Source organism: Pectobacterium peruviense (assembly GCF_003312355.2).
Taxonomy (GTDB): domain Bacteria; phylum Pseudomonadota; class Gammaproteobacteria; order Enterobacterales; family Enterobacteriaceae; genus Pectobacterium; species Pectobacterium peruviense.
In genome coordinates this window covers 410,736-435,070 of record NZ_CP161826.1, presented here as the reverse complement: position 1 = coordinate 435,070, position 24,335 = coordinate 410,736, and the positions used below count along the sequence as shown (strand labels likewise).

Here is a 24,335-nt window from a genome sequence, read left to right as displayed (position 1 = left end):
GCAGGTTCGCCTTAATTAATTCAGTCACGCCCTGTGCAGACGTTATAGACGCCTGCACCTGTCACGACAACGAACTAAAAAAGGATGTGTGACCAACATCACCGGAAAAGGCGTACGTTTTCCGTTATGCCACAGGAAATTAGCGGGGTGTGCGACGCAGCCAGTCGTGTGCCAGAAACAGCGCACTGACATTACGCGCTTCACGGAAATCAGGCTCTTGCAGCAGCGACAACATGTTATCCACTGACCAGCGGACTTGCGGCATCGGCTCCGGTTCATCGCCTTCCAGGCTCTGTGGATACAGCCCGCGCGCCACCACAATATTCATCTGGCTGGAAAAATAGGAAGGCGCCATGGTTAACGTCGCTAGCAATTCCAGCTTTTCCGCGCCAAAACCGACTTCTTCCATTAGTTCACGGTTAGCCGCTTCAAAGATCGTTTCACCGGGATCGATCAGCCCTTTGGGAAACCCCAGCTCGTATTCTTCAATGCCCACGGCGTATTCGCGGATCAACAGCAGCTCATCATCGATGATCGGGACGATCATCACCGCCTGTCGACCGCTTGAACGCATCCGCTCATAAACCCGGCGTACCCCGTTGCTAAATTCAAGATCGACGGATTCAACGTTAAACAAGCGCGAGCGCGCTATCGTTTCCACCTTGAGGATTTTAGGTTTTTGCAGGTTATGACTCATTGATGCCCCCAGAGAGTTACGACCAGAACGGCACCTTAGCCCAACGCGCATGAAGAGATTACTTTTACTGTAACCTGAATACGGCATGCTGTTGAATAAGAAGAGATCGTAAATATTCTTTTTTGATTCTGTTCACATTGTGCGTTAACAGTCACCTTCGCTGCAACTATCGTGACGATGAATTTACGTGTGAGCAACATGCAAGATACATCCTGTATGAGAAACCACCGCCAAAAGTCAATAACTTAAAAAAAATAGGATTATCCTCATTCAATAGACATTTTTTGCTTGTTACTATCATCGCCTTATGCGATTAATTCTATTCACAATTACGTTATTAATCTAAGAAAACAATGCCATACGGGTTATCATCGATTGTATAATTTTGTTAAACTCCGACGAGAACAGGGAGCATCGCGTTTTGGAATGGAGATGACATGAGCACAATATTTACCATATTGGCGATATTGCTTGCCTGTCTGATCGTTATCGGAGGTCTTGTCGGCTACCGTATGCGACGCCGTTTCCTGTCCGCGCCACCCTTACCCGTTTCGCAATCGCTTCCCCGTCGGTTAACTGAAGATGAGCGGATCGCCGTAGAGCGTTATCTGGCTCAAGAAAATAGTCAGCAAACCACGCCGCTTGATACTCCCAATGCACAGCCAAAATTACCGCGTTCCCTGCAAAGTAATCGGGTTTATCCTATAACCCATACGATTACACGTTACGGCCTGAGCACCGATGTTCAGAATAAGTGGCGCTACTACATTGATACACAAGAAATTCATCTGCCACCCAGTTGGGAACAGTTCATCACCGAAAACAATACCGTCGAACTGATTAAGACACGCTCGATCCCGCTGGTTATATCTCTGAACGGACACTCGCTAACCGAATGCCTCGACGATCGTCCGCTGGCTCCGTTGCCAGCTGAAATCCCTGTGCCAAATGCTTCCATCCGTCAGGAAGGCAATGAACATGCGGAGCTGGTCACCATCCGCAAAGAAACGCGTGAAGAACACGCAATGCACCATTCCCGAGGGTTGAAAGAAACGGCCGTGCTCTGCCTGTCCTTTCTACTTCTGTTCATTAGCCTGAATAGCCCCATTGCCCTGCTCCCCTGGCTGATCGGCGCCGCATCATTGTTAGCAGGCTGGAGTTTGTGGCAGCTTTTCCGGTCGCCGTCCGCACAGGAATTGCGGGATGTACATTGCCTCCACGGCACGCCGCAAGGTTTAGGATTGTTTGGCGAATCTAATCAGGGCCCGCTCGGCAATATCTCTCTTGGTAATATCGATCTGATCTACCCGCCCCACTGGCAGCCCTATATCACGCAGGATCTGGGTCGAAAAACGGACGTAGATATCTATCTCAACCGTCAGGTGATCCGTCAGGGAGAGTACCTTTCACTGCATGATGAAGTGAAAAATTTTCCGCTACAGCGCTGGGGCAGAAATCTGCTGCTGGCCGCGGGTTCGCTGCTCAGCCTGATTTTATTGGTCACTAACGTACAGCTTGAACTGCCGTTAAAACTCAGTCTGGCCTGGCTTCAAGGCGCACAGCGAATTGAGGTAATGCAGGTCAGCGATCTGGAAAAAGCCCAGCTCCGTATTGGCGACACGCTGGCCGTTCGCGGTAATGGTATGTGCTATGTGCCTGCAGGGATTCATCCCGTCTCAGCACCGTCCTCCTACGCGTTCAGCCCTTTCGACTGCTCCGCCATTTACTGGAACAAAGCCACGCCGTTGCCATTACCAGAGTCTGAAACCATTGAAAAAGCCTCCGCTTTGCTTAAATCCGTCAACAGCCAACTTCATCCGCAAGCGGAAAAAGAAGGTCAGGTCAATTCTCAATTAGCGTCCACGATCCAGAAATCAGGACTGATTTTGTTGAAGAACTTCGCTGAAGTCGTTCTGAGAACACAAGATTTGTGTAAACAGGAAAACGATTGCTCTCGCCTTAAAAATGCGCTGGTGAATCTGAGCGACGTCAAAAATTGGAATACGCTGGTACGAGACGCCGATTCCGGCAAGCTAAAAGGCATGAATGTCGTGCTGCCCGCCGTTAGCGCCGAAACGCTGGAGTCATTGGTCAACAGTTCCACCGATCAATTCTTCTATCAGGAAATCAATAACGCGACAGAGTCGCTGAACAGCCCGCCTCCCGGTGGATTCCTGATTCGCAGCGACGAAGGTCGGCAGTTCGTTAACTATCCGCTCCCGCCGATGCCGCTCAATGAATATCGTCCATCGGATCAGTGGCAGGAGCTTCAGCGGCTTTCAGCCATGCTGCTGCATACGCCGTTTAATGCCGCGGGCGTCATCACCCAGCTCAATACCGATGCTAACGGAACGCAGCACATCAGCCTGCATAGCGAACCCGATGTCATTACCGTCTGGCGCTACCTCGGCAGTTGCCTGCTGCTGCTGCTCTTTTCCGCGACGTTTATCATTAATGCGGTTCTGACGGGGATTAAAATGCGTAAAAGCCAGAAACGGGTTACCGATATTCAGCGTTATTACGCCTCACGCTTCAATATGATGGCCGATTCGTTCCCAGATCACCGCCCCCTGCTACCCCGCTAACAGCATCGTGCCCTCTCGGCGGTTATGCTAACCTAGCGGAATCGGTTTCTCGTCACTATTGTCACTATTGCATCGCGCGTCTCCTGCTTCTCACCCCTATAGCACGACGCGACATCTGGAGTCGTTATGAACCCCCACGTTAACTGGCACGACATCGACACCGTGATACTGGATATGGATGGCACGCTGCTCGATCTGGCGTTTGACAGCTATTTCTGGCTTCAACTGGTACCGCAGTCGCTCAGTGAAAAACGCCGAATCAGCCTTGAGCAGGCACATCAGCTTATCAAGCAAGAGTATCAGGCGGTTCAGCACACGCTAAACTGGTATTGCTTCGATTACTGGTCAGAACGTCTCGATCTGGATATCTATCAAATGACGACAGATATCGGCACGCAGGCCCGATTACGCGATGACACCACGCCGTTTTTAGCGGCGCTGCGCGAGTGCGGTAAGGAGACGATTCTGCTGACCAATGGGCATCCACACAGTCTGGCTGTGAAAATCGAACACACAGGGCTGGATCAGCACCTTGATTTATTGCTTTCCACCCATACTTATGGGTATCCGAAAGAGAATCAGCGTTTGTGGCAGGCCGTACAGCAGCAAACTGGCTTCAACCCCGACAGAACACTCTTCGTGGATGACAGCGAGCCGATTCTGGATGCCGCGAAGACGTTCGGCATCCATTACTGTCTGGGTGTACGTAACCCAGACTCCGGTCAGCAGGAAAAGGCATTCCTGCAACACCCGTCAATGAATGACTATCTTGCATTCCTACCAGCCCTGCGTCACTCCGTTAACGCAAGGTGATGTAAGTGGCCTGAGGGGGAAACACGGTGATGAGGTTCCCGCAGGGATGCCTCGCGCCGTGGTCGCCCCCGGTAACGCGATCCTTAAACGATCAGCATGAGGGTAATCAGGGGATTTATGGCGAAAGTTACCGAGCAGGCTGACGACGCCGTTCGTCTGGATAAATGGCTCTGGGCCGCCCGTTTCTATAAAACCCGAGCAATCGCCCGCGAGATGATCGACGGTGGCAAAGTGCACTATAACGGGCAACGCGGTAAACCGAGCAAACAGGTCGAGCTGAATGCCGAGATTAAACTGCGTCAGGGAAATGATGAACGCACCGTGATCATTGTGGCCGTCAGCGGCCAGCGCAGAAGTGCGGCAGAGGCGCAGGCGCTGTATCAGGAAACGGCTGCAAGCATAGAGAAACGAGAAAAGGTGGCGCAGGCGCGGAAAATGAATGCGCTGACGATGCCACATCCCGATCGCCGCCCGGATAAAAAAGAGCGACGCGATCTGATTAAATTTAAATACAGCGATCAAGACTAATCGCCGTATTAAGACGAGAAAATATTATGGCTCACGACCAACTACATCGTTATCTGTTTGAGAATTATGCCGTCCGTGGCGAATTGGTGACAGTTAACGAGACGTATCAACGTATTTTGACCAACCACGACTATCCAGAAGCGGTGCAAACACTGCTGGGCGAGATGCTGGTTGCTACCAGCTTGCTGACAGCAACGCTGAAATTCAGCGGCGATATTACCGTGCAGCTTCAGGGCGATGGCCCACTGAAACTGGCAGTGATTAACGGTAACCACCAGCAGCAGATGCGCGGCGTTGCCCGTCTGCAAGGGGATATCACGCCGGGCAGTTCGCTGAAAGAGATGGTCGGCAATGGCTATCTGGTCATTACGATTACGCCGACCGACGGCGAACGTTATCAAGGCGTCGTTGGCTTAGAAGGTGAAACCGTTGCTGAATGTCTGGAAAGCTATTTCCAGCAGTCCGAACAGTTGCCGACGCGGCTGTTTATCCGTACCGGACAGCACGAAGGCAATCCGGTCGCCGCTGGCATGCTGCTACAGGTACTGCCTGCGCAGGATACCGACCGGAATGATTTTGATCATCTGGCGCAGCTCACCACGACAGTCAAAGCCGAGGAGCTGTTTACCCTACCTGCCAACGAGGTGCTGTACCGCCTTTACCATCAGGAAGAGGTTACGGTATATGAACCGCAAGATGTCGAATTCCAGTGTCACTGTTCACGCGATCGTTGTGCTGATGCATTAATGACGCTGTCCGATCAGGAGATCAATGAGATGATCGAGCAGGACGGTGAAATCGATATGCACTGTGATTATTGTGGCACACACTACCTGTTTAATTCACTGGACATCCGTGCTATTCGGCACGACTCATCAGGAAATCTGTTGCATTAATCTTTTTAACGGGTACGACAGTACCCGTTTTATTTTGCTTATTTCCCCACCTGTAAACCGCCGTGATTATTTTTCAAACACCCTAAATAAGCAAAGTTATTAATGAATTTATTTAATTTTATGATTGCTATCGCGGTTAAAATAAGCTCACTCCCTACAATGTTTAGTAGTACGACTATAACTTGAGGAGTAGCAACATGCAGATCAACGGTATTACCCCGCAAGCCCTGGCTGCTTATGGAATCCATGATGTCCGCGATATTGTCTACAATCCCAGCTATGAACTGCTTTTTAAAGAAGAACGCTCCCCTACCCTACAAGGCTATGAACGCGGCATCGAAACCCAACTGGGTGCAGTAGCCGTTGATACCGGCATCTTTACCGGCCGTTCCCCGAAAGACAAATACATCGTGCGCGATGACGTTACCCGCGACACCGTGTGGTGGTCCGATCAAGGAAAAGGTAAGAACGATAACCAGCCATTGAGCCAGGAAACCTGGACGCACCTGAAAGAACTCGTCACCACGCAGCTGTCTGGCAAGCGGTTGTTCATCATCGATGCTTTCTGCGGTGCTAATCCAGACAGCCGCCTCAGCGTGCGTTTCGTGACGGAAGTAGCCTGGCAGGCGCATTTCGTCAAAAACATGTTTATCCGTCCGAGCGATGAAGAACTGGAAGGTTTTGAACCAGATTTCATCGTGATGAACGGTGCAAAATGCACTAATCCGAACTGGCAGGAACAGGGGCTGAACTCTGAGAACTTTGTCGCGTTCAACCTGACAGAGCGCATCCAGCTGATTGGCGGCACCTGGTACGGTGGCGAAATGAAGAAAGGGATGTTCTCCATCATGAACTACCTGCTGCCACTGAAAGGCATCGCCTCGATGCACTGCTCGGCAAACGTCGGCGAAAAAGGCGATGTGGCGGTCTTCTTCGGCCTGTCCGGTACGGGTAAAACCACGCTTTCTACCGATCCGAAACGCCAGTTGATTGGCGATGACGAGCACGGCTGGGACGACGACGGCGTCTTCAACTTTGAAGGCGGCTGCTATGCCAAAACCATCAAGCTGTCCAAAGAAGCGGAGCCGGATATTTACGGTGCCATCAAACGCGATGCACTGCTGGAAAACGTCACGGTGCTGGCAGACGGCAACGTGGACTTTAACGATGGTTCCAAAACCGAGAATACCCGCGTCTCTTACCCGATTTACCACATTCACAATATCGTTAAACCGGTCTCCAAAGCGGGTCACGCAACCAAAGTGATCTTCCTGACGGCGGACGCATTCGGCGTGTTGCCACCTGTTTCTCGCCTGACATCCGATCAGACGCAGTATCACTTCCTGTCCGGCTTTACGGCCAAACTGGCGGGAACTGAGCGCGGCGTGACGGAGCCGACACCAACCTTCTCCGCCTGCTTTGGCGCGGCATTCCTGATGCTGCACCCAACGCAATACGCAGAAGTGCTGGTGAAACGAATGAAGGCGGCAGGCGCACAAGCCTATCTGGTGAACACTGGCTGGAACGGCAGCGGCAAACGTATCTCAATCAAGGATACGCGAGGGATCATTGACGCCATTCTGAATGGCAGCATTGATGATGCAGAAATGCAGACGCTGCCAGTCTTCGATTTGGCGATCCCGACCTCGCTGCCCGGCGTCAACCCTGACATTCTCGATCCACGTGACACCTATGCGAGCATCGAACAGTGGCAGGAAAAAGCAGACGATCTGGCGCAGCGCTTTATCACCAACTTCGATAAATACACCGATGCGCCAGCAGGTGCCGCGCTGGTGAAAGCAGGACCGAAGCGGTAAACCGCTCGCCAGCAAATGTATGTAAAAAAGGCGCGGATTTCGCGCCTTCAGGCCGTCGAAAAATCTATTTGCCAAACGAAAACGGTAGTAACGGAATAGAAGAGTAAAGCGTTTGCGCCAAGGATGGCGCAAGCCGAGCGCACAGGGATGTGTTCACAGCGTCTTTACGATCTATCCGTTACTACCGCTCGGCGGACTTTATTCGTGACCTCAAAAGGCGCAGATTCCGCGCCTTTTGCTATTGTAGAACTTAAGAAGAGGCTTATGACTAACGCTGGTAGCCTAAGCCTCATTTTAGGAGAAACACGGGGATGAGGTTCCCGCAGGGACACCTCGCCCCGTGGTCGCTCCGTGTATCTCGGTTCTTAAACGATCGGCATTAGGCTTATGACTCTTTTACGGCACCGTTATCCGCAACCAAGGCTTCCGATAGCAGCGGCAAATACGCGCGGACACAGAGCCCACCGCGTTCGCTCGTGCCAACATCCAACACGCCATTGTGCGCATCAATAATACGCTGCACAATCGCCAAACCCAGCCCTGTTCCGCTGGTGGTTCGTGCGCTGTCGCCGCGAACAAATGGCTGGAACAGGTGCTGTAATTGATCGGCCGCGATACCTTCGCCGTCATCTTCTACCTGGAACCACACACGCTGTAGCTCACGTCCGGTACTGACTTTGATCCAGCCGTTACCATAACGCGCCGCATTCACCACCAGATTCAGCGCCGCACGTTTTATCGAGAGCGAACTGATGCGCAACAGCAGCTCACCAGTAGCAAAATCGCTGTCAATCTGACGCTCATAACCGCTCTCTGACGCGACCACTTCGCCCATAATGGCATTCAGATCGGCCACTTCCGTCTGCATTTCCTGACCGGTACGCAGGTAGTCGAGGAACTGCTCAATAATCGCATTACACTCTTCAATGTCCTTATTGATCGACTCCGCAAGGTAGTCATCTTCTTTGCCCATCATTTCAGTCGCCAGACGAATGCGCGTCAGCGGCGTACGCAAGTCATGACTGACGCCCGCCATCAGCAGCGTGCGATCATCGGCCAACAGCTTCACGCCGGAGGCCATCTGGTTAAAGGCGCGCGTCACAGAACGGACTTCAGACGCGCCATACTCCCGCAGAGGCGGCGGAATAATGCCCTTACCGACCTGCAAAGCCGCATGTTCAAGCTCAACCAGCGGCCGGTTTTGCACCCGAATAAATAGCCATGCACCGCCAATCACCAGCAACATAATCGCCAGCGTATAGCGGAAAAGCGGCGAGAAATCGCCTTGATGAATTTCAGTGAGGGGAACACGCACCCAGATATCCGGTGACAGCCAGGTTTTCAGCCACACTACCGGCGTGTTTTTGCTGACTTCAACCCGCACATCCGTTGGGCCGCCCAGCTGTTGCGCCATCTGATCACTCAGAAACTTGTAGTGCTGCGCCCAACGCAGGCCGCTTTCCTCCGCCGCTGCATTGGTGTACAGCGATATACCCAATTCGCGATAAATCTCACGCCGGAACGCAGGTGGCACCTCAAGCGTGGAGCCATCTTCCAGTTGCAGACTGTCCGTCATCAGCATTCTTACTTCGTATGCCAGCACCTTATTAAATTGCTGCAAACTCGGCAGAATAGCGAAGTTGAGCACCACCAGATAGGTGGTGACCAAACTGACAAACAATAACGTGACAATCAGCAGCAATGTCCGTGCAAATGAGCTGCGCGGAGAAAAGCGCCATTGCATCATGCCTTACTGCCGTCCGGGACAAATACGTAGCCAAGACCCCACACGGTTTGGATATAACGCGGGTGCGCCGGATCCTCTTCCACCATGCGACGCAGGCGAGAAATTTGTACGTCGATGGAACGCTCCATCGCACTGTATTCGCGACCACGAGCCAGATTCATCAGCTTATCGCGAGACAGCGGTTCACGCGGGTGGCTTACCAGCGCCTTAAGCACGGCAAATTCACCGCTGGTTAATGGCATCGGTTCATCATCACGGAACATTTCGCGCGTGCCCAGATTCAGCTTGAACTTGCCAAACGCGATAATGGCTTCTTCCTGCGATGGCGCACCCGGCAGTTCATTCGCCTGACGACGCAGCACGGCACGGATACGAGCCAGCAGTTCACGCGGGTTGAAAGGTTTAGGAATATAATCGTCCGCGCCGATTTCCAGCCCGACGATACGATCCACTTCTTCCCCTTTCGCCGTCACCATAATGATCGGCATCGGGTTGCTCTGGCTGCGCAAACGACGGCAGATGGACAACCCATCCTCGCCCGGCAGCATGAGGTCCAACACCATGAGGTGAAAGGATTCTCGGGTCAGCAAACGGTCCATCTGTTCAGCATTCGCTACGCTACGTACCTGAAAACCCTGTTCGGTCAAATAACGTTCTAACAGCGCACGCAAACGCATATCGTCATCTACAACCAGAATTTTATAGTTTTCTTGCATTCTCTTTCTCCAAAGGCGTAATAGCGCCGACGCTGCTATTGTTCAGAAACACACGAATTACTGACAGTCGTTTCTGGTATACATTCTAGGCAAAATTGTTACAAAGCATATTAAAATTCGTGTAATCAATCATTTCCTGTGCTGTCAGTCATAAAATCATCGGCGATTTATGCAGGTTGTGGTTAGCGAAGATTGTCGTTTACGAAGATTATAGTAACGCCGCCGCCAATAAAAAGGCACCGTGGCGGCAAAACAGGAGAAAAGAGAAGCAGCGGGCGCTGCCGCCCAGACTCAGAACGACAGCGTGAAGCGGTTAACGCAAGAGGTGACTAGCGCATGAGTTCATCAAGCACAACACTCACCGACGGCAGTGCGGGCAGGAAAAGGTGACGCGTCGTTTTGTAGGGAAACAGGCTCTTTTCCGTCACAATCGTCTGCATGATCAGATTCTTACAAAAAGGCTGCCCAGTCTTCCAGTGGTAAACGGACACGCGGGGATCGTCATAATCAAGCAGCGCACAAGGAATATGCTTTAATCCCAGCTCGGTGGCCGCACGTAGCCGATGGTTGCCGTCCATGATAATCCCCGTTTCTTTCTCTATCGGCACAGGCGTCGTCCAGCAGCCACAGCGACAAATGTCCTCCATCAGGCATTCCACGTTCGACATATCGACATTTTCCGAGGGCAACAGGAACTGCACGGGCGTAAGGGCAATATGGTAGGTCATACTTTCAAACATTCTCCACCTCCTGACGTAACGGTTACGTGCAGCGCCGACATGACGCCAGCGCTGCCTCTCATTTACGGCGCAAGACTGACGAAGTAGCCCGGCTGGTAATCAACCGGTAAAAACTGCTGATGAAGCTGGCGGAAGGTGTCATCCGCGTTGAGATCGCGGAATAAGTCTGGGTGAAACCACTCAGCCAGTTGCTGAATCGCGATGAAATCATACGGGCCGTTATAAAACTGATGCCAAATGGCATGGAATGCACGTTTCTGTTTAGCGATGGTGTTGGTATAGGCCGGACGCCCCAGAAACCATTCAAGCCGCTTGCGCCCTTCCGCCATATCCTGCCCCGGCCCTAACCCAATCCAGCGGCCGCCGGGCACGAAGGCTTCAAAGTTGCCGCTGGTGATCACCACGATCTCGGGGTTTTCCACAATCACCTGTTCTGGATGCATTTGCATGAAGGTATTCGGCGCGTTTTTCGCGGCCACGTTGTCGCCACCAGCCAACTGCACGAACTTACCGAAGTTATCCCGACCAAACGTCAGGCAGCACTCATCGGTGTAGCCACCTAGTCGCTCAATGAACACGCGCGGAGAACGCGGGTATTTCGCTGCCAACACGTCGGAAACGCGTTTTAGCTGCGCCTCACGGAATGCGAGAAAGGCTTCGGCACGCGCTTCCTGATTAAACAGCGTGCCGAGCAGGCGCATGGTTGGCGCGGTGTTTTCCAGCGGGTGATAGCGGAAATCAACGTAGACGATCGGGATCCCGACGCTGTCCAATATCCGGTCGTAACCCGCATCGACAATCGCCCGCTGCGCCTCAATGTTCATAATGATGACGTCCGGCTTCAGTGACACCGCCTGCTCCACGTCAAACGTGCCTTTCTCCGTACCGTCAAACGTCGGGATCGTCGCCAGTTGAGGGAAACGATCGCGATATTGATGCCACGTTGCCGGATCGGACTGAATCAGATCGCGCCGCCAGGCAACAATTCTTTTCGCCGGATCTTCTTTGTCGAGCATAGCGACCAGATAAAGCTGCCGCCCCTCACCCAGCATCACGCGCTGCACCGGCGTGTTGACTCTCACTTCGCGTCCCAACACATCCTTGACGACGGTTGACGTTTGCGCAGCCTGTCCCGCCAGCGGCGACAGGAATGCCATCAGCAGTGCACTCAGGAATAACGGACGGCGACACTGCCGCTTCCAACGATTAAACATTTTCGATATTTCCCTTCGTCGAGAGAGAGTCATGTTTTTCCGCCTGTATCCGCAGACGTCGTAGCAGCATCAGAGCGACCAGTAAGGTCACCAGATACGCGGCGCCAACGCAGAAGAATAGCGAACGTAGTCCGGGGGAATAGAGAACTAATCCGCCCAAAGAAATGCCAAGAATCGAGGCAAATTGGCTGACGCTTTGCGCCACGCCGAGTATATAACCCTGCTGCCCTGCACCCGCCGCACGCGAAATCAGCGCCATCAGAACCGGCGTGGTAGCCCCAAGCAGCACACCCCACAGGAAATAAAGCGGGATGAAAATCGCAATATTCAGCATCGTGGCAGCGGTCAATGTCACGATGGCGCAGGCCAGCATGACCACACATAGGCGGCTCAGCGTCTGCGACAGCGAGAGGTCTTCAAAATAGCGCGCCCACAATGACGCAGAGACGATCACCCCGGTCGCCTGCAAGCCATAACACAGACCGATAACCCACTTATCTACCTGAAAGAAGTCGTCCATGTAGAGGGAAAACGGCGTTTGCGGAATCATGCGGCTGGTCAGCAACAGGCCAGAAATCAGCAACAGGGCGGGAATCGGCGACAGCGCCCAGAGCCGTTTGCGGGGAATGTTTTTCTCCTGAGCCTCCGCGGTCGGAACGGCAGGAGTCACGGGGGTAACATGCGGCAGGAACAGCGCTACGGTGATGCCACACAGCGCGCACAGGATCGCGGCACTCAGGTTGATCCAGAAGAAGTTCAGATAATCGAGAATCAGCCCACCGACAATCGCGCCCAGCAGCGATCCCACGTTGGTAGAAACCTGAAGCCAGGCAAATAGCCGCGTGCGCTGTAACGGACTGACCACCGCGACGCCATACGCCTGCGCGGGCGCAATATAACCCGCACAGGCACCCTGAATAAAACGCAGCGCAACTATCGTCCAGATATCATTTGCCCACGCCAGCCCAAGTTGGGTCAAGGCCAGCCCGAACAGTGCGCGGACCATCATGGCTTTGTTGCCCAAGCGATCGCCCATCCGTCCCCAGAAGGCGCTGGTCAGCATAATCCCCAACATCGGCCCGACGTAGACGGCAATCCCCGCGACACTCAGTTCAGCACCGGACGACATGCTTTCCAGATGCAGCGGCCAAAACGGCCCGCTCATCTCCATCGCCCCCATCGCCGCCAGTTGTACAACAAACATAAAGTGGATGATGAACGCGACCTGTCCGGTCAAGCGCATGCGTCAATTCCTTCTGGTTCCACGGTGTCATTCTGCCTTAATTCAGCCACTGTCATCATTTTGCCCAATCCCATCATCTCAACCCGTGCGGCGGGAAATAGTCGGGTCGATCCTGCGTGGACACGCCCATGTAATCGCTGCACCACCGATAAACTTCCTCAATGTACGGAACGTTAACCGCTAAATTCTCCGCAAGGGTCACTAACAGGCTCAGCCCATAGGCGATATCCTCCTGAAACACGCGGTGCTGGGTATCAAACACGTACCCGCCAGCGTTATGCTTTCGCAACGGCAGACCGATGCCGTGGTAGGCCTGATTGGTACGCAACACCGAGAGCATCGTGTGCGCATCAGCAATCTGATCGCCATAAGCATCGATAATCTCCTGCTTGAGCGGCAGTACCGAATTCAGCCGCACGCCAAGCCGCGTCTCCAACGCCGCACACAGCCGCTGATTCTCTTCATCCATACGTTCCAGATAATATGCCCCCAGTTCAGGGCAATCATTCCACCAGCACAGCGATTGAAGGAACGATCGGGCATGCCACTGACCGTAAGGGCCGATCAGGCCATAAATTACTGCACTGTGCATAATCGGGTTACCCGGCGTCAGTGTGATCTCCAGATAATCCGGCAACAGCACCACGGGAGTAGAATAGAGCCGTTGCAACAGCGCCATCAGCGCCTGCTGGCTTGTAGCGGTTTCGCGCCGATGCGTGGCGACATACAGCGTGGCCTTTTCGCCGCCCATCTTGATCGACTGTCCCGGCACTAAATCAAACGCAATGTGCGCGACGTCCTTCATTCCCCAAATCACCGCATTCGGCCGCGCAGCTAGCTCACGTTCGGCCAGCCAGTCAAAACCACAAAAACCGGGGATCGCACCAACATAGACCGGCTTATCGGTGGGCAAATGGGGAACGATCCGTGCCAGAAGATCGGCGCGGAAGTTGGCGGGAACGGTGATAATCACGACGTCGGCGTCGCGGCAAGCTTCCGCCGGGTCGCAGGTCACGCCATCCGGCGTGGCGGTCAGCGTTTCGCCATCCGGCAGCAGCGCGTGTAGCCGTTTACCGTGCTGCTGGTAGGCTTCCGGCAGACGGGGATGGCTGCCGAGTAGCGTCACCTTGACGTCTGGCAGTTGCTTAAACAGTACCGTGGCGAGATGGCCGGTTTTACCGGCCCCGCAAATCACCACGTTAAGCGGCTGCCCGCTTAGCGTTTCGCGCATCCTTGACTCCTTAGCTTGCCTGCTCCAGAGAAATCGCGTTGCCCAGCCAGCGATCCAGATCGTGCCACACACTGCTGTCCGTGAGGTTACGCGCCGCCAGCCACTCTTCGTTAAACACCGTGTGCAGGTATTTCTCACCGCCGTCGGCGATCGCCAATACGACGTTGCCGCCGATACGATCCTGATAGATCAACTCCAGCGCTTTATAGATCACCCCGCCCGTCGAACCGCCGACCAGCAGTCCGTAATTCCGTGCGACATAGCGTGCTGTTTCAAACGCTTGTGCATCTGAAACCTGTTCGCCATAGTCGATGCAGCTGTAATCCAGTACCAGCCCCACGGTGTCCCCTGCTGGCGTACCGGTGCCGGACTGATAGTAGGGCTTACCGGGGTGGCCAAAGACGATAGAGCCAACCGGCTCAACGGCAATGGTCGCAATATCCGGGTTATGGACTTTCAGGCCGTGCGAAATGCCGGTCATCGATCCGCCCGTGCCTACGCAGCCGACAAACGCGTCAATCTTGCCAATCTGGCTGAACAACTCGCGGACAAAATCGGCATAGCCGCCTGCATTCGCCGCGTTATCCGACTGGTTCATAAACACCGCGCCGGGAATCTCCTCCGCCAGCTGTGCCGCCATACGCTGGCGCTCCACCACCGCCACCTCATCTTCACCGTAGTCGCCGGAGACGTAGCGAATTTCCGCGCCGAGCGCGCGCATGATGGCAATCTTGTCCTGTGCCGCATGATGATCGACCACGGCAATAAAGCGCAGACCGTATTCAATCGACGCCAGAGCCAGCCCGATACCGGTATTACCCGATGACGACTCGACAATCGTGCCGCCGGGACGGATTTTTCCTGACTTCAGTCCGGCGACAATCATATTTCTCGCCATGCGATCCTTCATGCTGCCGCCGGGGTTGTTCTTCTCCACTTTTAAAAACAAACGCGTATCCCCATAGGGGACGGGAATTTGTATAACGGGCGTATTACCAATCAAATCAGTTACTTTATTCAGGATCATGGTTCTGCTCCATTTCAGTTATCACTGGAAAAAATCAGCTCACCTTTCTTACCTTTGAAAGCGCACAGGCGCGCAGGCAGCGGATGTCGATGAAACGCGTTCTCCAGCAGGTCCATCTGGTATCCCGCCGTATTCGCGTAAATCAGTAAATCGCCTGGCTGCGGCACGGTTTGAAAATGAATCAATCGGTTCGTAATGACATCGTCGTCCAGACAGCTGTGTCCGGCGATCCAGGCTTTACCCGGCGTCGGACGTGTGTCTTTTTTGACGGAAAAAACATGCAGAGGATCAATCAAAAACTCAGAGTTAAACCAGGTCTCGCACGCGCTAAAGCTGCTACCTTCGACAAACACGACGTGGTTGCCATCCGGCTGGCGGCGCGTACGCGTGACGCGAAACACGGTAATCGCACTTTGGTCGGCCAGACTGCGCCCCGGCTCAATCGCCAGAATCAGGCCATACTGTTTCAGTATGTCCGCCACGCAATACTGCCCAATTGAGGCTGACAAGAATGCCTCAAGATAGTCGGCTGCCGAGCGCTCGCCGCCGTACGGGTAAAACGAGGTCGGCACCTGACCGTGGCGGTAATCCGCCTCATTCTGCTCCGCCAAATATGCCTGATAGCGAGAAGCCGAAAGATATTGAATCGGCAATCCACCGCCGATATCAATCATCGCGGGCTGCAAACCCCGTGACCGCGCCCGCTCCAGTAATGGCAACAGCTCAGCCAATGCGCTCACTCGGGTATCGGGAGCATAGCCACCCAGGTGGAAATGGAAGCCTTCAAGATGAAGCACATCCTGTCTGGTGCTTAACGTCTCCAGACAGAGCATGACCTCATCGGCCAGCATGCCAAAACGGCTGGCCTGTGTGAACGATGGGCGATAGCGCAGCAGTACCCGCACCGGTTTCGTCACGCGTAACAACGCCGCCAGCGCCAGCACGTCGTCGAACTCTTCTGGCGAATCCAGCACGATGAGCGCGCGATGATGAACCAACTCAGTCAGAAACTCGCGCGTTTTGGCCGGACCGGTGGCGCACAGCCGCGTGCCGTCGCAGCCAGCCCGCAGCGCATCTTTCAGTTCCTGCAAGCTGGAGACATCCACGCCGATGCCCGCGTTGACGGCCGCCTGTACCAGCCCCGGCGATTTGTTCACCTTCGCGCCGTAGTACAGGCGACAGTCCACATCGTGACGCTGCAACACGGTTCGCAATGCCTCGATATTGTTGGCGACAGTGTGCGGCCAGACAATATTCAATGGCGACCCATACTGCTCAACCAGCCATGACAGCCTTTGCGGCGAGTTGAAAAGGAACTGCTCAATCTCACTATCCAGATAAGGCGTCAGTCTCTCAGGCCAGTAGGCCTGCGTGACAGCGGGGGAAGACACTGCGGCAAAGCTAAACAGGTTGCTCATCGCTATCTCCTTAACGTTCGGTTCCTGAAAAATACCTATCCTTAGAAATCAACCGCCACGGACAGCATCAGCGTCCGCGGCGTTCCTTGCGATACCGTGCTGAATGACGTCACGCCAGACCAGTAATTACGGTCAAAGGCGTTAAGGACATCGGCACGGAACGTGGTAGGGGCGTTATAGATTCGCGTCTTGTAACGTGCGCCGAAATCAACGGTGGTCCAGGAAGGAATAGACTGGGTATTGATGGTGTTGACGTTCTGCTTCCCGTTATGGATGACGTTGGCGTTCAGCGTCAGATCGCGCAGGAACGGCAGGTCATATTCCACCCCGGCGTTAGCCTGAAAACGCGACGTGCCCGGCGCGCGCTTGCCCTGCGCACCCGGCGTCACGCTTTTGGTCAGCTCGGCATCCAGCAGCATCACGCCGCCGGTCAGACGCAGATCCTCCCGCGGTGAACCAACCACATCCAGTTCGATACCCCGATTGCGCTGCTCGTTAGCTGTAACAAACTCACTACCCGTACCGTTAACCAGTGCGCCGCTTGGCTTGGTGATCTGGAAAACGCTCAGCGTAGAGATCGTTCCCAGCGCATCCACTTTCACCCCGGCTTCATACTGTTTGCTCTTATACGGAGCAAGTACCTGCCCCGGATTACTTGCATTCGCTGGCGCGATATCCCCTTTGCTCAGCCCCTCAATGTAGTTGGCATAGAGCGAGACGTGCTGCCAGGGTTTAACTACTACACCCACCATCGGCGTTATCGCATTTTTGTCGTAAGACGATGAAGGTGCGCTATTGCCGGGAACAAAGTTGTCCGACTTGATCTGCTGATAACGCAGCCCACCTGTGACTTGCAGCGCATCATTCCAGAAGCCAAGCGTATCCGCCAACGCGATACCTGAAAGCGCAGTAGAAGAGCGTTTATACGCGCTTGGCGGAGCAGCGACATTTTGTGCAGGTGAAGAAACCGGATTGTAAATATTCGAGTTAATTGCTGTTCCGTTGCCGATACCGGTCGCCTGACGATCGCGATAGTAGCTGGTCTGTGCCGACAGCTTGTGCGTCACCGAGCCCGTTTCCACATCCGCGCGAACACCCGTCGCCAGCGTATAGCGACTGGTAGTAAAGCGATAATTCCCCACGGCGGAACTCACATCGCCATTATTATTCGTCACCTGCGGCACCTGCTCTGACAGTCGGCTCACGTGTGCGCTGGAACCGCCTAAATCGGTAAACCAGGTGACGTTATCCGCCAGATCGTATTCGGTATGCAGCAGCACCGACTGATCTTTGGAATGCCAGAATCCCCACGGCTGGGAAATGTTGGTGTTGCCATCTGGCGCATCAGGCACCGTCACCCCCGCCGCGAACGAATAGGGGCGAGACGGCGCGCGCGTTTTCAGGTGCTGAGTGATGAGATCCAACGTGGCACGGAAGCGTTCTGATGAGAAATCCAACCCGAGTGCGCCGACCTGTGTGCGCTTGTCGCTGCCGTCCCACACCGTGTCGCCGTAGCCATAGTTACCGTTAAAGCGCACGCCGAGCAGATTGTTATTGTCCAGCGCATAGACACGGGAAATATCCGCATGCTGCGTGAATTGGGAATCAGACTGCCAGCTGGTGGTGAGGCGAGTCAGGTTACCTACGGTGGTCGGGCGTTTCGTGACGGCGTTAATCACACCACCCACGCTGCTGTTCGGGGACAGCCCATACAGCAGCGCCGACGGTCCTTTCAGGACTTCCACTCGCTCAATGTAGTCGGTCATCAACTGATAGTTGGGCGCAACACCGTAGACGCCGTTCATGGCGATATCGCTCAGGTTTCCTTCGTTGAGTGGGAAACCGCGGATGTAGTAAGAATCCAGCAGACCGCCCTGCGAACTGCTCACCCGCACTGAGGCGTCATGTGCCACTACCTGCCCCAGCGTCTGTGCCTGTTTGTTTTCAATAAACGATGAGGTCATGTTGCTGACGTTAAACGGCGTATCCATGACATCCTTTTTGCCCAGCAGCCCGGTACTGGACGATCGCGCCGACATGCCGCCCGCCACCAGCCCCTGTACAGCCTCGGCGTCTTTGGCTTCCACCACGATAGTGGAATCATCGCGTTCTCCCGTTGCCGCCTGCACGGGTATCGCGATTCCGCTCAGCATAGCGATTGCCGCCGTTATGGCGACGCCCAACGTAGAAGGAATGGGAAAATGGCGCTTCCCGGTAGACGGCGTGAAGTTCTTCCTGGCGTTCATCAACAAAGTTATCCATCTCAAAATGAGGATTGAAAAAGATGCTCCCGTTTTTTAGCCTGTGAGGCAGGAGCATCGCCATACATCACGGCCCGACGCGAGTTTCTTCTCCTTCCGTGAGGAAGGGGTTGCTCAGGCCGTGCTGAATCCGGTAGTCGCGGTATTCCTGGATATGCATGCGCAACAGCGAGCGCGTATACCAAGGCTGGGTCAAAAACATGTCACGCTCGGTCTGCCACACATCGCCATCAACGCGCGATTTCACTGCGTCAAACGCCGCGGCGGTTTCCTCTTTCATCACCTGCCACAGTCGAGCATCGGCAAAGCCATATTCCGCGCTGAGTGCCAGTGCCAATTCATGTAGGTGACTGACAAAACAGGCATCGACGACAAACATCCGCACCGGCTCGATATCGCCTTCAAATACCGTGGGCAGAATGCCGGGCCAAACGTAAGGTTGCAGGTGATAGCCGCGCTGACTCAGCAGCGGCGCATAGGTGCGCCCGTCGCCGAAATCGCGGATTAATAACCCCTGCGCGACACCTTCAGGCGAGAAGAGGATCTGGCTGTTCTGCTGGTGTGCTTCCAGCCCGATGCCGTACAACAGATAGATAGCGATGACAGGACGGGTCACAGCGCGAACGTATTGACGGAACCACGCTTCTGCACCAAGCCCGGACAGCGTAACCAGCTCGGTGAATAATGGTTGATCGCGGTGAGGCAGCGCCGTAAACAGTGTGGCGACGGTTACGGGCAGCGCGCCGTCGGAGCGTTCATAGGCGCGCGCATCGCGGAAGACGACGGAGAGGTGTTTGCCCAGTGCGTCATCCTGATGCACCGCATGTTTGTAGTGGAATGCGGCCTCTTCGCGGAAAAACTCCAGCCGCTGCTCGAACCCGCCCTCCTGCGCCAGAATCGCTTCGATAATGGTGCTAATGCGCGGCCCCATGTGGATCGATTTTGCCTGTAGGCTACGCATTTCGCTGGTCATCCAGATGGCGACAGGCAGCTTGATGAAAGGAGAAGAAGGTGGCTCAACGGGCAAGACGGTGCGGAACGACATCCCCGGCAGCGTGATGAGATCAGGGCCGTCGGTGAGCAAAATCCCTTCGGCAATCTCATCCGCGTAATGGGATTTCACCCAGCTTTCCAGATGCCAACTGTGGATTGGCAGCGGAAGCCACTGCGTCTCATCCAACCCTTGTTGATTCAAGCGCTGCTTCCAGTTCTGCCAGAGCGCGGGGAACGCCTGAGCAAACCACTGATGAAAATCATCGACATGCGGCATGCATTCCACATACGCCATATCACGGCGCAGCGCAGTAATACGCAGCGGCACACGAGCATTGAATTCTGGCGACAGCAGTTGGACGTCTTCGTCACTCAAGCCCGGACGGGATTTCCAAGTGGGATAGTAGGGATGCCCTTCCAGCGATCCCCATTGGTCGAGTAACATCGCGGCATCGCGAATGCTTCGCTGCCGACGCAGCCACTGCGTGAAATATTCCTGCCCATCCTGCCGCATGGCATCAGCCACTTCAGCACGCCATTGACTCCGATAACGCCGGGCGTTGGTATCATTACGCACACTGTTGCCGACATCTTGTTTCAGGCCATTAATGCCGCTTTCTTCGGGATGGAAATCAAAACTCTCGCGGAGTAAATCAATCAACTGCTCGTGGTCAGTGACGGGAAAAGACGTCCCTTGGGAATTAATGTGATAAATATTTCCATTATTAATATAAGTGTTTGCCGGGGCCGAATAAATATCATCAAACTTCAATTCACCGTTGTTTCCGCGCAAAGAAAATGTTGCACGACCGGAATTAACCTCAGTAAATATCAGGTTATATTTATTCAAAATCCCTTCAGCGAAAAAGCAGCGAATCAATCGCTTTAACGCATTTTTATTTGAATAATCAGAGAGAAAACCATCTGGAATATTCCGTATATCCCTGTGTTCAACTGCGTCTACCTTGATATTCATAATCACTCCCTATACCGATAAAACAAGTAAGAATGGATTGCTGTAACGTATAAAAGGGTGTCATTAGATCTCGGGTTAACACATCCCGAAACTTAATAAAAATGTCGCGATTGATAGATTGAAAAATAATGAACGGAAAGCTAGCATATCACTAACGCCAATGTAAATAGGTATCATTCTTATTCGCAATTAATTAGTTACATTTCTATAAATTCATTTTTAATCAATGAAATAAGAAAAGGAGAACAGCATGGAACACGCTAAGACCTACCTCTTCGTGCCTGGAAATGCGCCTCATCGCTTTCAACATGCCATCCGCTGTGGAGCCGATGCCGTGATATTTGATCTGGAAGATGCTGTTCATCCTGATGAAAAAAACCAGGCCAGAGAAAATATTATCCAATGGTATGAAAATGATACTTCCGTCTCTGAAATAAATTGCAAAAAATATATACGTTTAAATAAATTTGGATCACCGGAATTCAGTGAAGATGTCGACTTTCTAAATAGACTCAGTAACAAGGCGAGATTAAGAAATAAAACCGCAGCGAGACATGAAATAGCCACACAGGAAATTGTCTTACCAAAAATAGAGTCAGCAGCAATGCTGAATGAAGCGAGGGAAATGATAAATCGTAATAGATTGGAAAATGTGAATATTATTGCGATTATTGAGACTGCTCGGGGATTACATAATGCGGAAGAAATTTGTGACGCAGGTGTAGAAAGGGTGGCATTTGGTTCATTGGATTTCTCACTCGACATCCATTGCGATCAATCCCTGCACGCATTGCTGTATGCCAGAAGCCGTATTGTACTGGCGTCCAGACTGGCTGATTTACCGCCGCCAATAGATTGCGTTAATCCCGATTTCACACATCATGACCGAGTGCTAGCTGACGCACTACATGCACGCTCGCTCGGCTTCTCGGCCAAACTCTGTATCCATCCCTCACAGATCGATACCGTTCAGCAGGCTTTCACGGCAGATCGTAGCAAAATAGACTGGGCAAAGCAGGTTTTGAAAGCGGCCGAACACAGCTACGCTTTCCAGATAAACGGCGAGATGGTGGACTTACCTGTCATTGAGCAGGCCAGACAGCTCTTGCGAGCACAAAATTCAGATGGCTAAACCTGTTCCAGGCGACGTCGCGTTTTTCACGTCAGCGATACATCTGCCCGGTGTGAGCCGGGCTACGCTCATGATTTAACGTAATCAATCGCATTGACGAACCACTCGCGTGGGCCATCTGGCGTGTTCACGGTGAACTCCTCATCAACCGCTTTTTTCAGCATCGCGCGTGCCATCGGGGAATCGATCGAAATATAGTCTTTGCTGTCGCCATAGATCTCATCTGGACCGACAATCCGCAAGCGCTTCACGTCGCCTTGCTCATTTTCGATCTCGACCCAGGCACCAAAAAATACGCTGCCATCCTGCTGCGGTGAATAATCAACGATTTTCAATTCCGCCAGACACTTCCTCAGATAGCGCACACGGCGATCGATCTGGCGTAATAAACGCTTATTGTAGGTGTAGTCCGCATTTTCCGAGCGATCTCCCAAGCTAGCCGCCCAGGAAACGATTTTGGTAATTTCCGGGCGCTTTACATTCCAGAGATGCTCATGCTCTGCCCGCAGTTTGTCATAGCCCTCGCGGGTAATCAGATTGGTTTTCAAGTCAGTAACCCCGTTAGGCTCTTAGCGCGTATGCTGTCCGGCGTACCTTCAAAAATAAAAGGGTTGAGAAACATCCGGCCCCAAAACAGCTTACGATCCACTTCGTTCAATGCAACTTCATCGCAGACGCTTTCCCAACATGCACGCACCGTTTCTATCTGATGCATGATGATCTCAATAGCTTCAGCTTCGCTCAGCAGAAATTTAGGTGCAGCCGCCAGACAGACAGAGAAATTGCTCATCCTGTTTTCACCCGTGATCAACATTGCCTGCGTCGCCTCATTACCCGCCCGATTCTGCGGGCAAATATCATAGGCTGGAGTCAGCTTTAGTGTTCGGCCATCCCAGAATGCCGCGTGGTTTCGGGCATGATCGTCGGTGTTCCCGCAGATGATATTGAAGACCAGACGACCAAACAGCTCGCGCAGCGTCGCTTTCGGCTCATCGAAGCGTTGCCGAATGATGTCCGAGAATTCTTCGTAGCTCGCATATCTCGCCATCATTTCATCAAGGCCGAAAAGCGTCAGTGCAGAGACCATTAGCCTGCGTTTCCAGCCACCTTCTGCTTTTGTACGGTCAAAGCGTTCTATCAGAATAACGTCCTTCCCCGCAGTTTGGCGAAAGTGCACCGGAGCCACATTTAAACCAATACTCGCAGCCAGCCGCATAGCAATGTATTCAGCTTTAACGACGTTATAGGTATCCGTCGAGGACGAAAATTTTGCGATGAACTTATGGTTCTCATCTTCGATCATCGCTTTCGGCCGAGCGCCACCTAACGAACTCCCATGGAAAAGTGCTTGATCAAGCTCGGGCGTCAACAAGACACCGTTTTCCACCATAGTGGCCGCAAGCATCAACTCTTCAAGAGAAGCATTTTGAGCTGAACGCGGGATATACTCTGTCGGCGATGCCTGAAAATCGAGCCCGCCAATTCTGTCTGAACCGGACTCAAGCAGATATGTCAATTCATCCAACGCACTGCTATCCACCCTCCTGCCTCTGACACCCATAAGTCGATTAAGGATGACCCTGCGTCCCCATGCGTCAGGTGCGGCATCGCGTAATGCACTCGCCTGCCATAGGCCCGCCGCTGGCGGTATAGCACCACGTATTAACGGCAGTTCAGGTTCATAGATAGGGATCGCGTCTTTTCGCTCCAGATAGTGACGACCATAATTGAAAATGAGTCGGTCGCCGTCCCGGCTCAATAAACCGGCCACAACAGGCTTCGCCGCATCAGGCAACCAGATCCATACATAGGCTTTATCAGAAGTCATCATTCACGACCTTTTTGGAATGATGTACAGCGCGCGGCAGAAGAGAGAGTGTTTTCTCCGTGTTGGCAATATGAAGTGCCATTGTGGATTGGTCTGCGGTAAAAAGAGGGACACCAACAAGGGTTGCCAGTTCGAAAACCGCGCCAATTGAACATCCCATATCTCCTTCCTCTGCGCGATAGACTAAGCCTCGTGATACGCCAGCCCGTTCAGCTAATTCTTCCACTGTCATATTACGTTCGATTCTCGCACTGCGAAGCATCAACCCGAGTAAACGAGCTGCGTCACGGCTGTAGCGAGAATATGTTCGAGCAGAAGGTTTCGCCATCGCTATATTCCTGTTCCATTAATGGGTATACCCCATACTTAACACCTATTTATAGAACATGATGTGTCTGTAATGAAGAAAACACAAGACCCGTTGTTCTATTAATAGATCATATTTATAAGTTATGCCTTATTAATGAAACACG

General features: G+C 53.1%; 20 protein-coding genes. 6 read left to right on the top strand and 14 right to left on the bottom strand.

Annotation, left to right across the window (positions count from 1 at the left end; all coding sequences use genetic code 11):
* Nucleotides 1-139 precede the first annotated feature (139 nt).
* Nucleotides 140-697, bottom strand: a complete 558-nt coding sequence (gene nudE, locus DUT67_RS01935; protein WP_048262770.1) for an ADP compounds hydrolase NudE — start codon at nucleotides 695-697, stop codon at nucleotides 140-142.
* A 437-nt stretch (nucleotides 698-1,134) separates the two neighbouring features.
* Here nudE and DUT67_RS01930 point away from each other — a divergent pair, with 437 nt between their 5' ends.
* The 5 genes from DUT67_RS01930 to pckA all read left to right on the top strand — a co-directional run bounded on the left by DUT67_RS01930 (nucleotide 1,135) and on the right by pckA (nucleotide 7,336).
* Entirely contained in the window at nucleotides 1,135-3,282 is a 2,148-nt protein-coding gene (locus DUT67_RS01930) for an intracellular growth attenuator family protein (RefSeq protein WP_113632644.1), read from the top strand.
* 126 nt (nucleotides 3,283-3,408) lie between these two features.
* Nucleotides 3,409-4,095, top strand: a complete 687-nt coding sequence (gene yrfG / locus DUT67_RS01925) for a GMP/IMP nucleotidase (RefSeq protein ID WP_113632645.1) — start codon at nucleotides 3,409-3,411, stop codon at nucleotides 4,093-4,095.
* 117 nt (nucleotides 4,096-4,212) lie between these two features.
* Nucleotides 4,213-4,623 carry a ribosome-associated heat shock protein Hsp15 gene (gene hslR / locus DUT67_RS01920; protein WP_113632646.1) on the top strand — a complete coding sequence of 137 codons (411 nt, stop codon included), beginning with the start codon at nucleotides 4,213-4,215 and terminating at the stop codon, nucleotides 4,621-4,623.
* A gap of 26 nt (nucleotides 4,624-4,649) precedes the next feature.
* The gene (gene hslO / locus DUT67_RS01915; protein WP_048262778.1) at nucleotides 4,650-5,519 is read left to right on the top strand and encodes an Hsp33 family molecular chaperone HslO; all 870 of its coding nucleotides are present in this window, start codon (nucleotides 4,650-4,652) and stop codon (nucleotides 5,517-5,519) included.
* Nucleotides 5,520-5,716: 197 nt separating this feature from the next.
* Nucleotides 5,717-7,336, top strand: a complete 1,620-nt coding sequence (gene pckA / locus DUT67_RS01910; protein WP_048262780.1) for a phosphoenolpyruvate carboxykinase (ATP) — start codon at nucleotides 5,717-5,719, stop codon at nucleotides 7,334-7,336.
* 385 nt (nucleotides 7,337-7,721) lie between these two features.
* Here pckA and envZ read toward each other — a convergent pair whose 3' ends face one another.
* The 10 genes from envZ to DUT67_RS01860 all read right to left on the bottom strand — a co-directional run bounded on the left by envZ (nucleotide 7,722) and on the right by DUT67_RS01860 (nucleotide 20,902).
* Nucleotides 7,722-9,083 (bottom strand): two-component system sensor histidine kinase EnvZ, encoded by a 1,362-nt coding sequence (envZ, locus tag DUT67_RS01905; protein ID WP_113632647.1) that lies wholly within the window; start codon nucleotides 9,081-9,083, stop codon nucleotides 7,722-7,724.
* Nucleotides 9,080-9,799 carry a two-component system response regulator OmpR gene (ompR, locus tag DUT67_RS01900; RefSeq protein WP_005969424.1) on the bottom strand — a complete coding sequence of 240 codons (720 nt, stop codon included), beginning with the start codon at nucleotides 9,797-9,799 and terminating at the stop codon, nucleotides 9,080-9,082. Before ompR ends, envZ begins: the two co-directional genes overlap by 4 nt.
* A gap of 329 nt (nucleotides 9,800-10,128) precedes the next feature.
* On the bottom strand, nucleotides 10,129-10,539 hold the full coding sequence (locus DUT67_RS01895; protein ID WP_113632648.1) for a ParB N-terminal domain-containing protein: 411 nt from the start codon (nucleotides 10,537-10,539) through the stop codon (nucleotides 10,129-10,131).
* Between the two features lie 62 nt (nucleotides 10,540-10,601).
* Nucleotides 10,602-11,753: an ABC transporter substrate-binding protein gene (locus DUT67_RS01890; protein WP_113632649.1), complete on the bottom strand. Its 1,152-nt coding sequence runs from the start codon at nucleotides 11,751-11,753 to the stop codon at nucleotides 10,602-10,604.
* A complete protein-coding gene (locus tag DUT67_RS01885; RefSeq protein ID WP_113632650.1) occupies nucleotides 11,746-12,996 on the bottom strand; it encodes an MFS transporter in 1,251 nt (416 codons plus the stop codon). Before DUT67_RS01885 ends, DUT67_RS01890 begins: the two co-directional genes overlap by 8 nt.
* Nucleotides 12,997-13,069: 73 nt before the next feature.
* A complete protein-coding gene (locus tag DUT67_RS01880) occupies nucleotides 13,070-14,227 on the bottom strand; it encodes an NAD/NADP-dependent octopine/nopaline dehydrogenase family protein (RefSeq protein WP_113632651.1) in 1,158 nt (385 codons plus the stop codon).
* A 10-nt stretch (nucleotides 14,228-14,237) separates the two neighbouring features.
* Nucleotides 14,238-15,254, bottom strand: a complete 1,017-nt coding sequence (locus DUT67_RS01875; RefSeq protein WP_048262789.1) for a PLP-dependent cysteine synthase family protein — start codon at nucleotides 15,252-15,254, stop codon at nucleotides 14,238-14,240.
* Nucleotides 15,255-15,268: 14 nt separating this feature from the next.
* Nucleotides 15,269-16,672 carry a Y4yA family PLP-dependent enzyme gene (locus tag DUT67_RS01870; protein WP_113632652.1) on the bottom strand — a complete coding sequence of 468 codons (1,404 nt, stop codon included), beginning with the start codon at nucleotides 16,670-16,672 and terminating at the stop codon, nucleotides 15,269-15,271.
* Between the two features lie 41 nt (nucleotides 16,673-16,713).
* Nucleotides 16,714-18,918 (bottom strand): TonB-dependent siderophore receptor, encoded by a 2,205-nt coding sequence (locus tag DUT67_RS01865; protein ID WP_113632653.1) that lies wholly within the window; start codon nucleotides 18,916-18,918, stop codon nucleotides 16,714-16,716.
* Between the two features lie 82 nt (nucleotides 18,919-19,000).
* Nucleotides 19,001-20,902, bottom strand: a complete 1,902-nt coding sequence (locus DUT67_RS01860) for an IucA/IucC family siderophore biosynthesis protein (RefSeq protein WP_113632654.1) — start codon at nucleotides 20,900-20,902, stop codon at nucleotides 19,001-19,003.
* A gap of 250 nt (nucleotides 20,903-21,152) precedes the next feature.
* Here DUT67_RS01860 and DUT67_RS01855 point away from each other — a divergent pair, with 250 nt between their 5' ends.
* Nucleotides 21,153-22,034: a CoA ester lyase gene (locus DUT67_RS01855; RefSeq protein ID WP_113632655.1), complete on the top strand. Its 882-nt coding sequence runs from the start codon at nucleotides 21,153-21,155 to the stop codon at nucleotides 22,032-22,034.
* A gap of 68 nt (nucleotides 22,035-22,102) precedes the next feature.
* On the opposite strand, the gene greB is transcribed toward DUT67_RS01855, so the two are convergent.
* The 3 genes from greB to DUT67_RS01840 are packed head-to-tail and all read right to left on the bottom strand — an operon-like array spanning nucleotide 22,103 to nucleotide 24,190.
* The gene (gene greB / locus DUT67_RS01850; RefSeq protein ID WP_113626964.1) at nucleotides 22,103-22,582 is read right to left on the bottom strand and encodes a transcription elongation factor GreB; all 480 of its coding nucleotides are present in this window, start codon (nucleotides 22,580-22,582) and stop codon (nucleotides 22,103-22,105) included.
* Nucleotides 22,579-23,862 (bottom strand): type II toxin-antitoxin system HipA family toxin, encoded by a 1,284-nt coding sequence (locus DUT67_RS01845; RefSeq protein WP_113632656.1) that lies wholly within the window; start codon nucleotides 23,860-23,862, stop codon nucleotides 22,579-22,581. Before DUT67_RS01845 ends, greB begins: the two co-directional genes overlap by 4 nt.
* Complete coding sequence (locus DUT67_RS01840; protein WP_113632657.1) at nucleotides 23,852-24,190, bottom strand: helix-turn-helix transcriptional regulator; 339 nt, start codon at nucleotides 24,188-24,190, stop codon at nucleotides 23,852-23,854. The genes DUT67_RS01845 and DUT67_RS01840 overlap by 11 nt, the downstream gene beginning before the upstream one ends.
* Nucleotides 24,191-24,335: the final 145 nt, after the last annotated feature.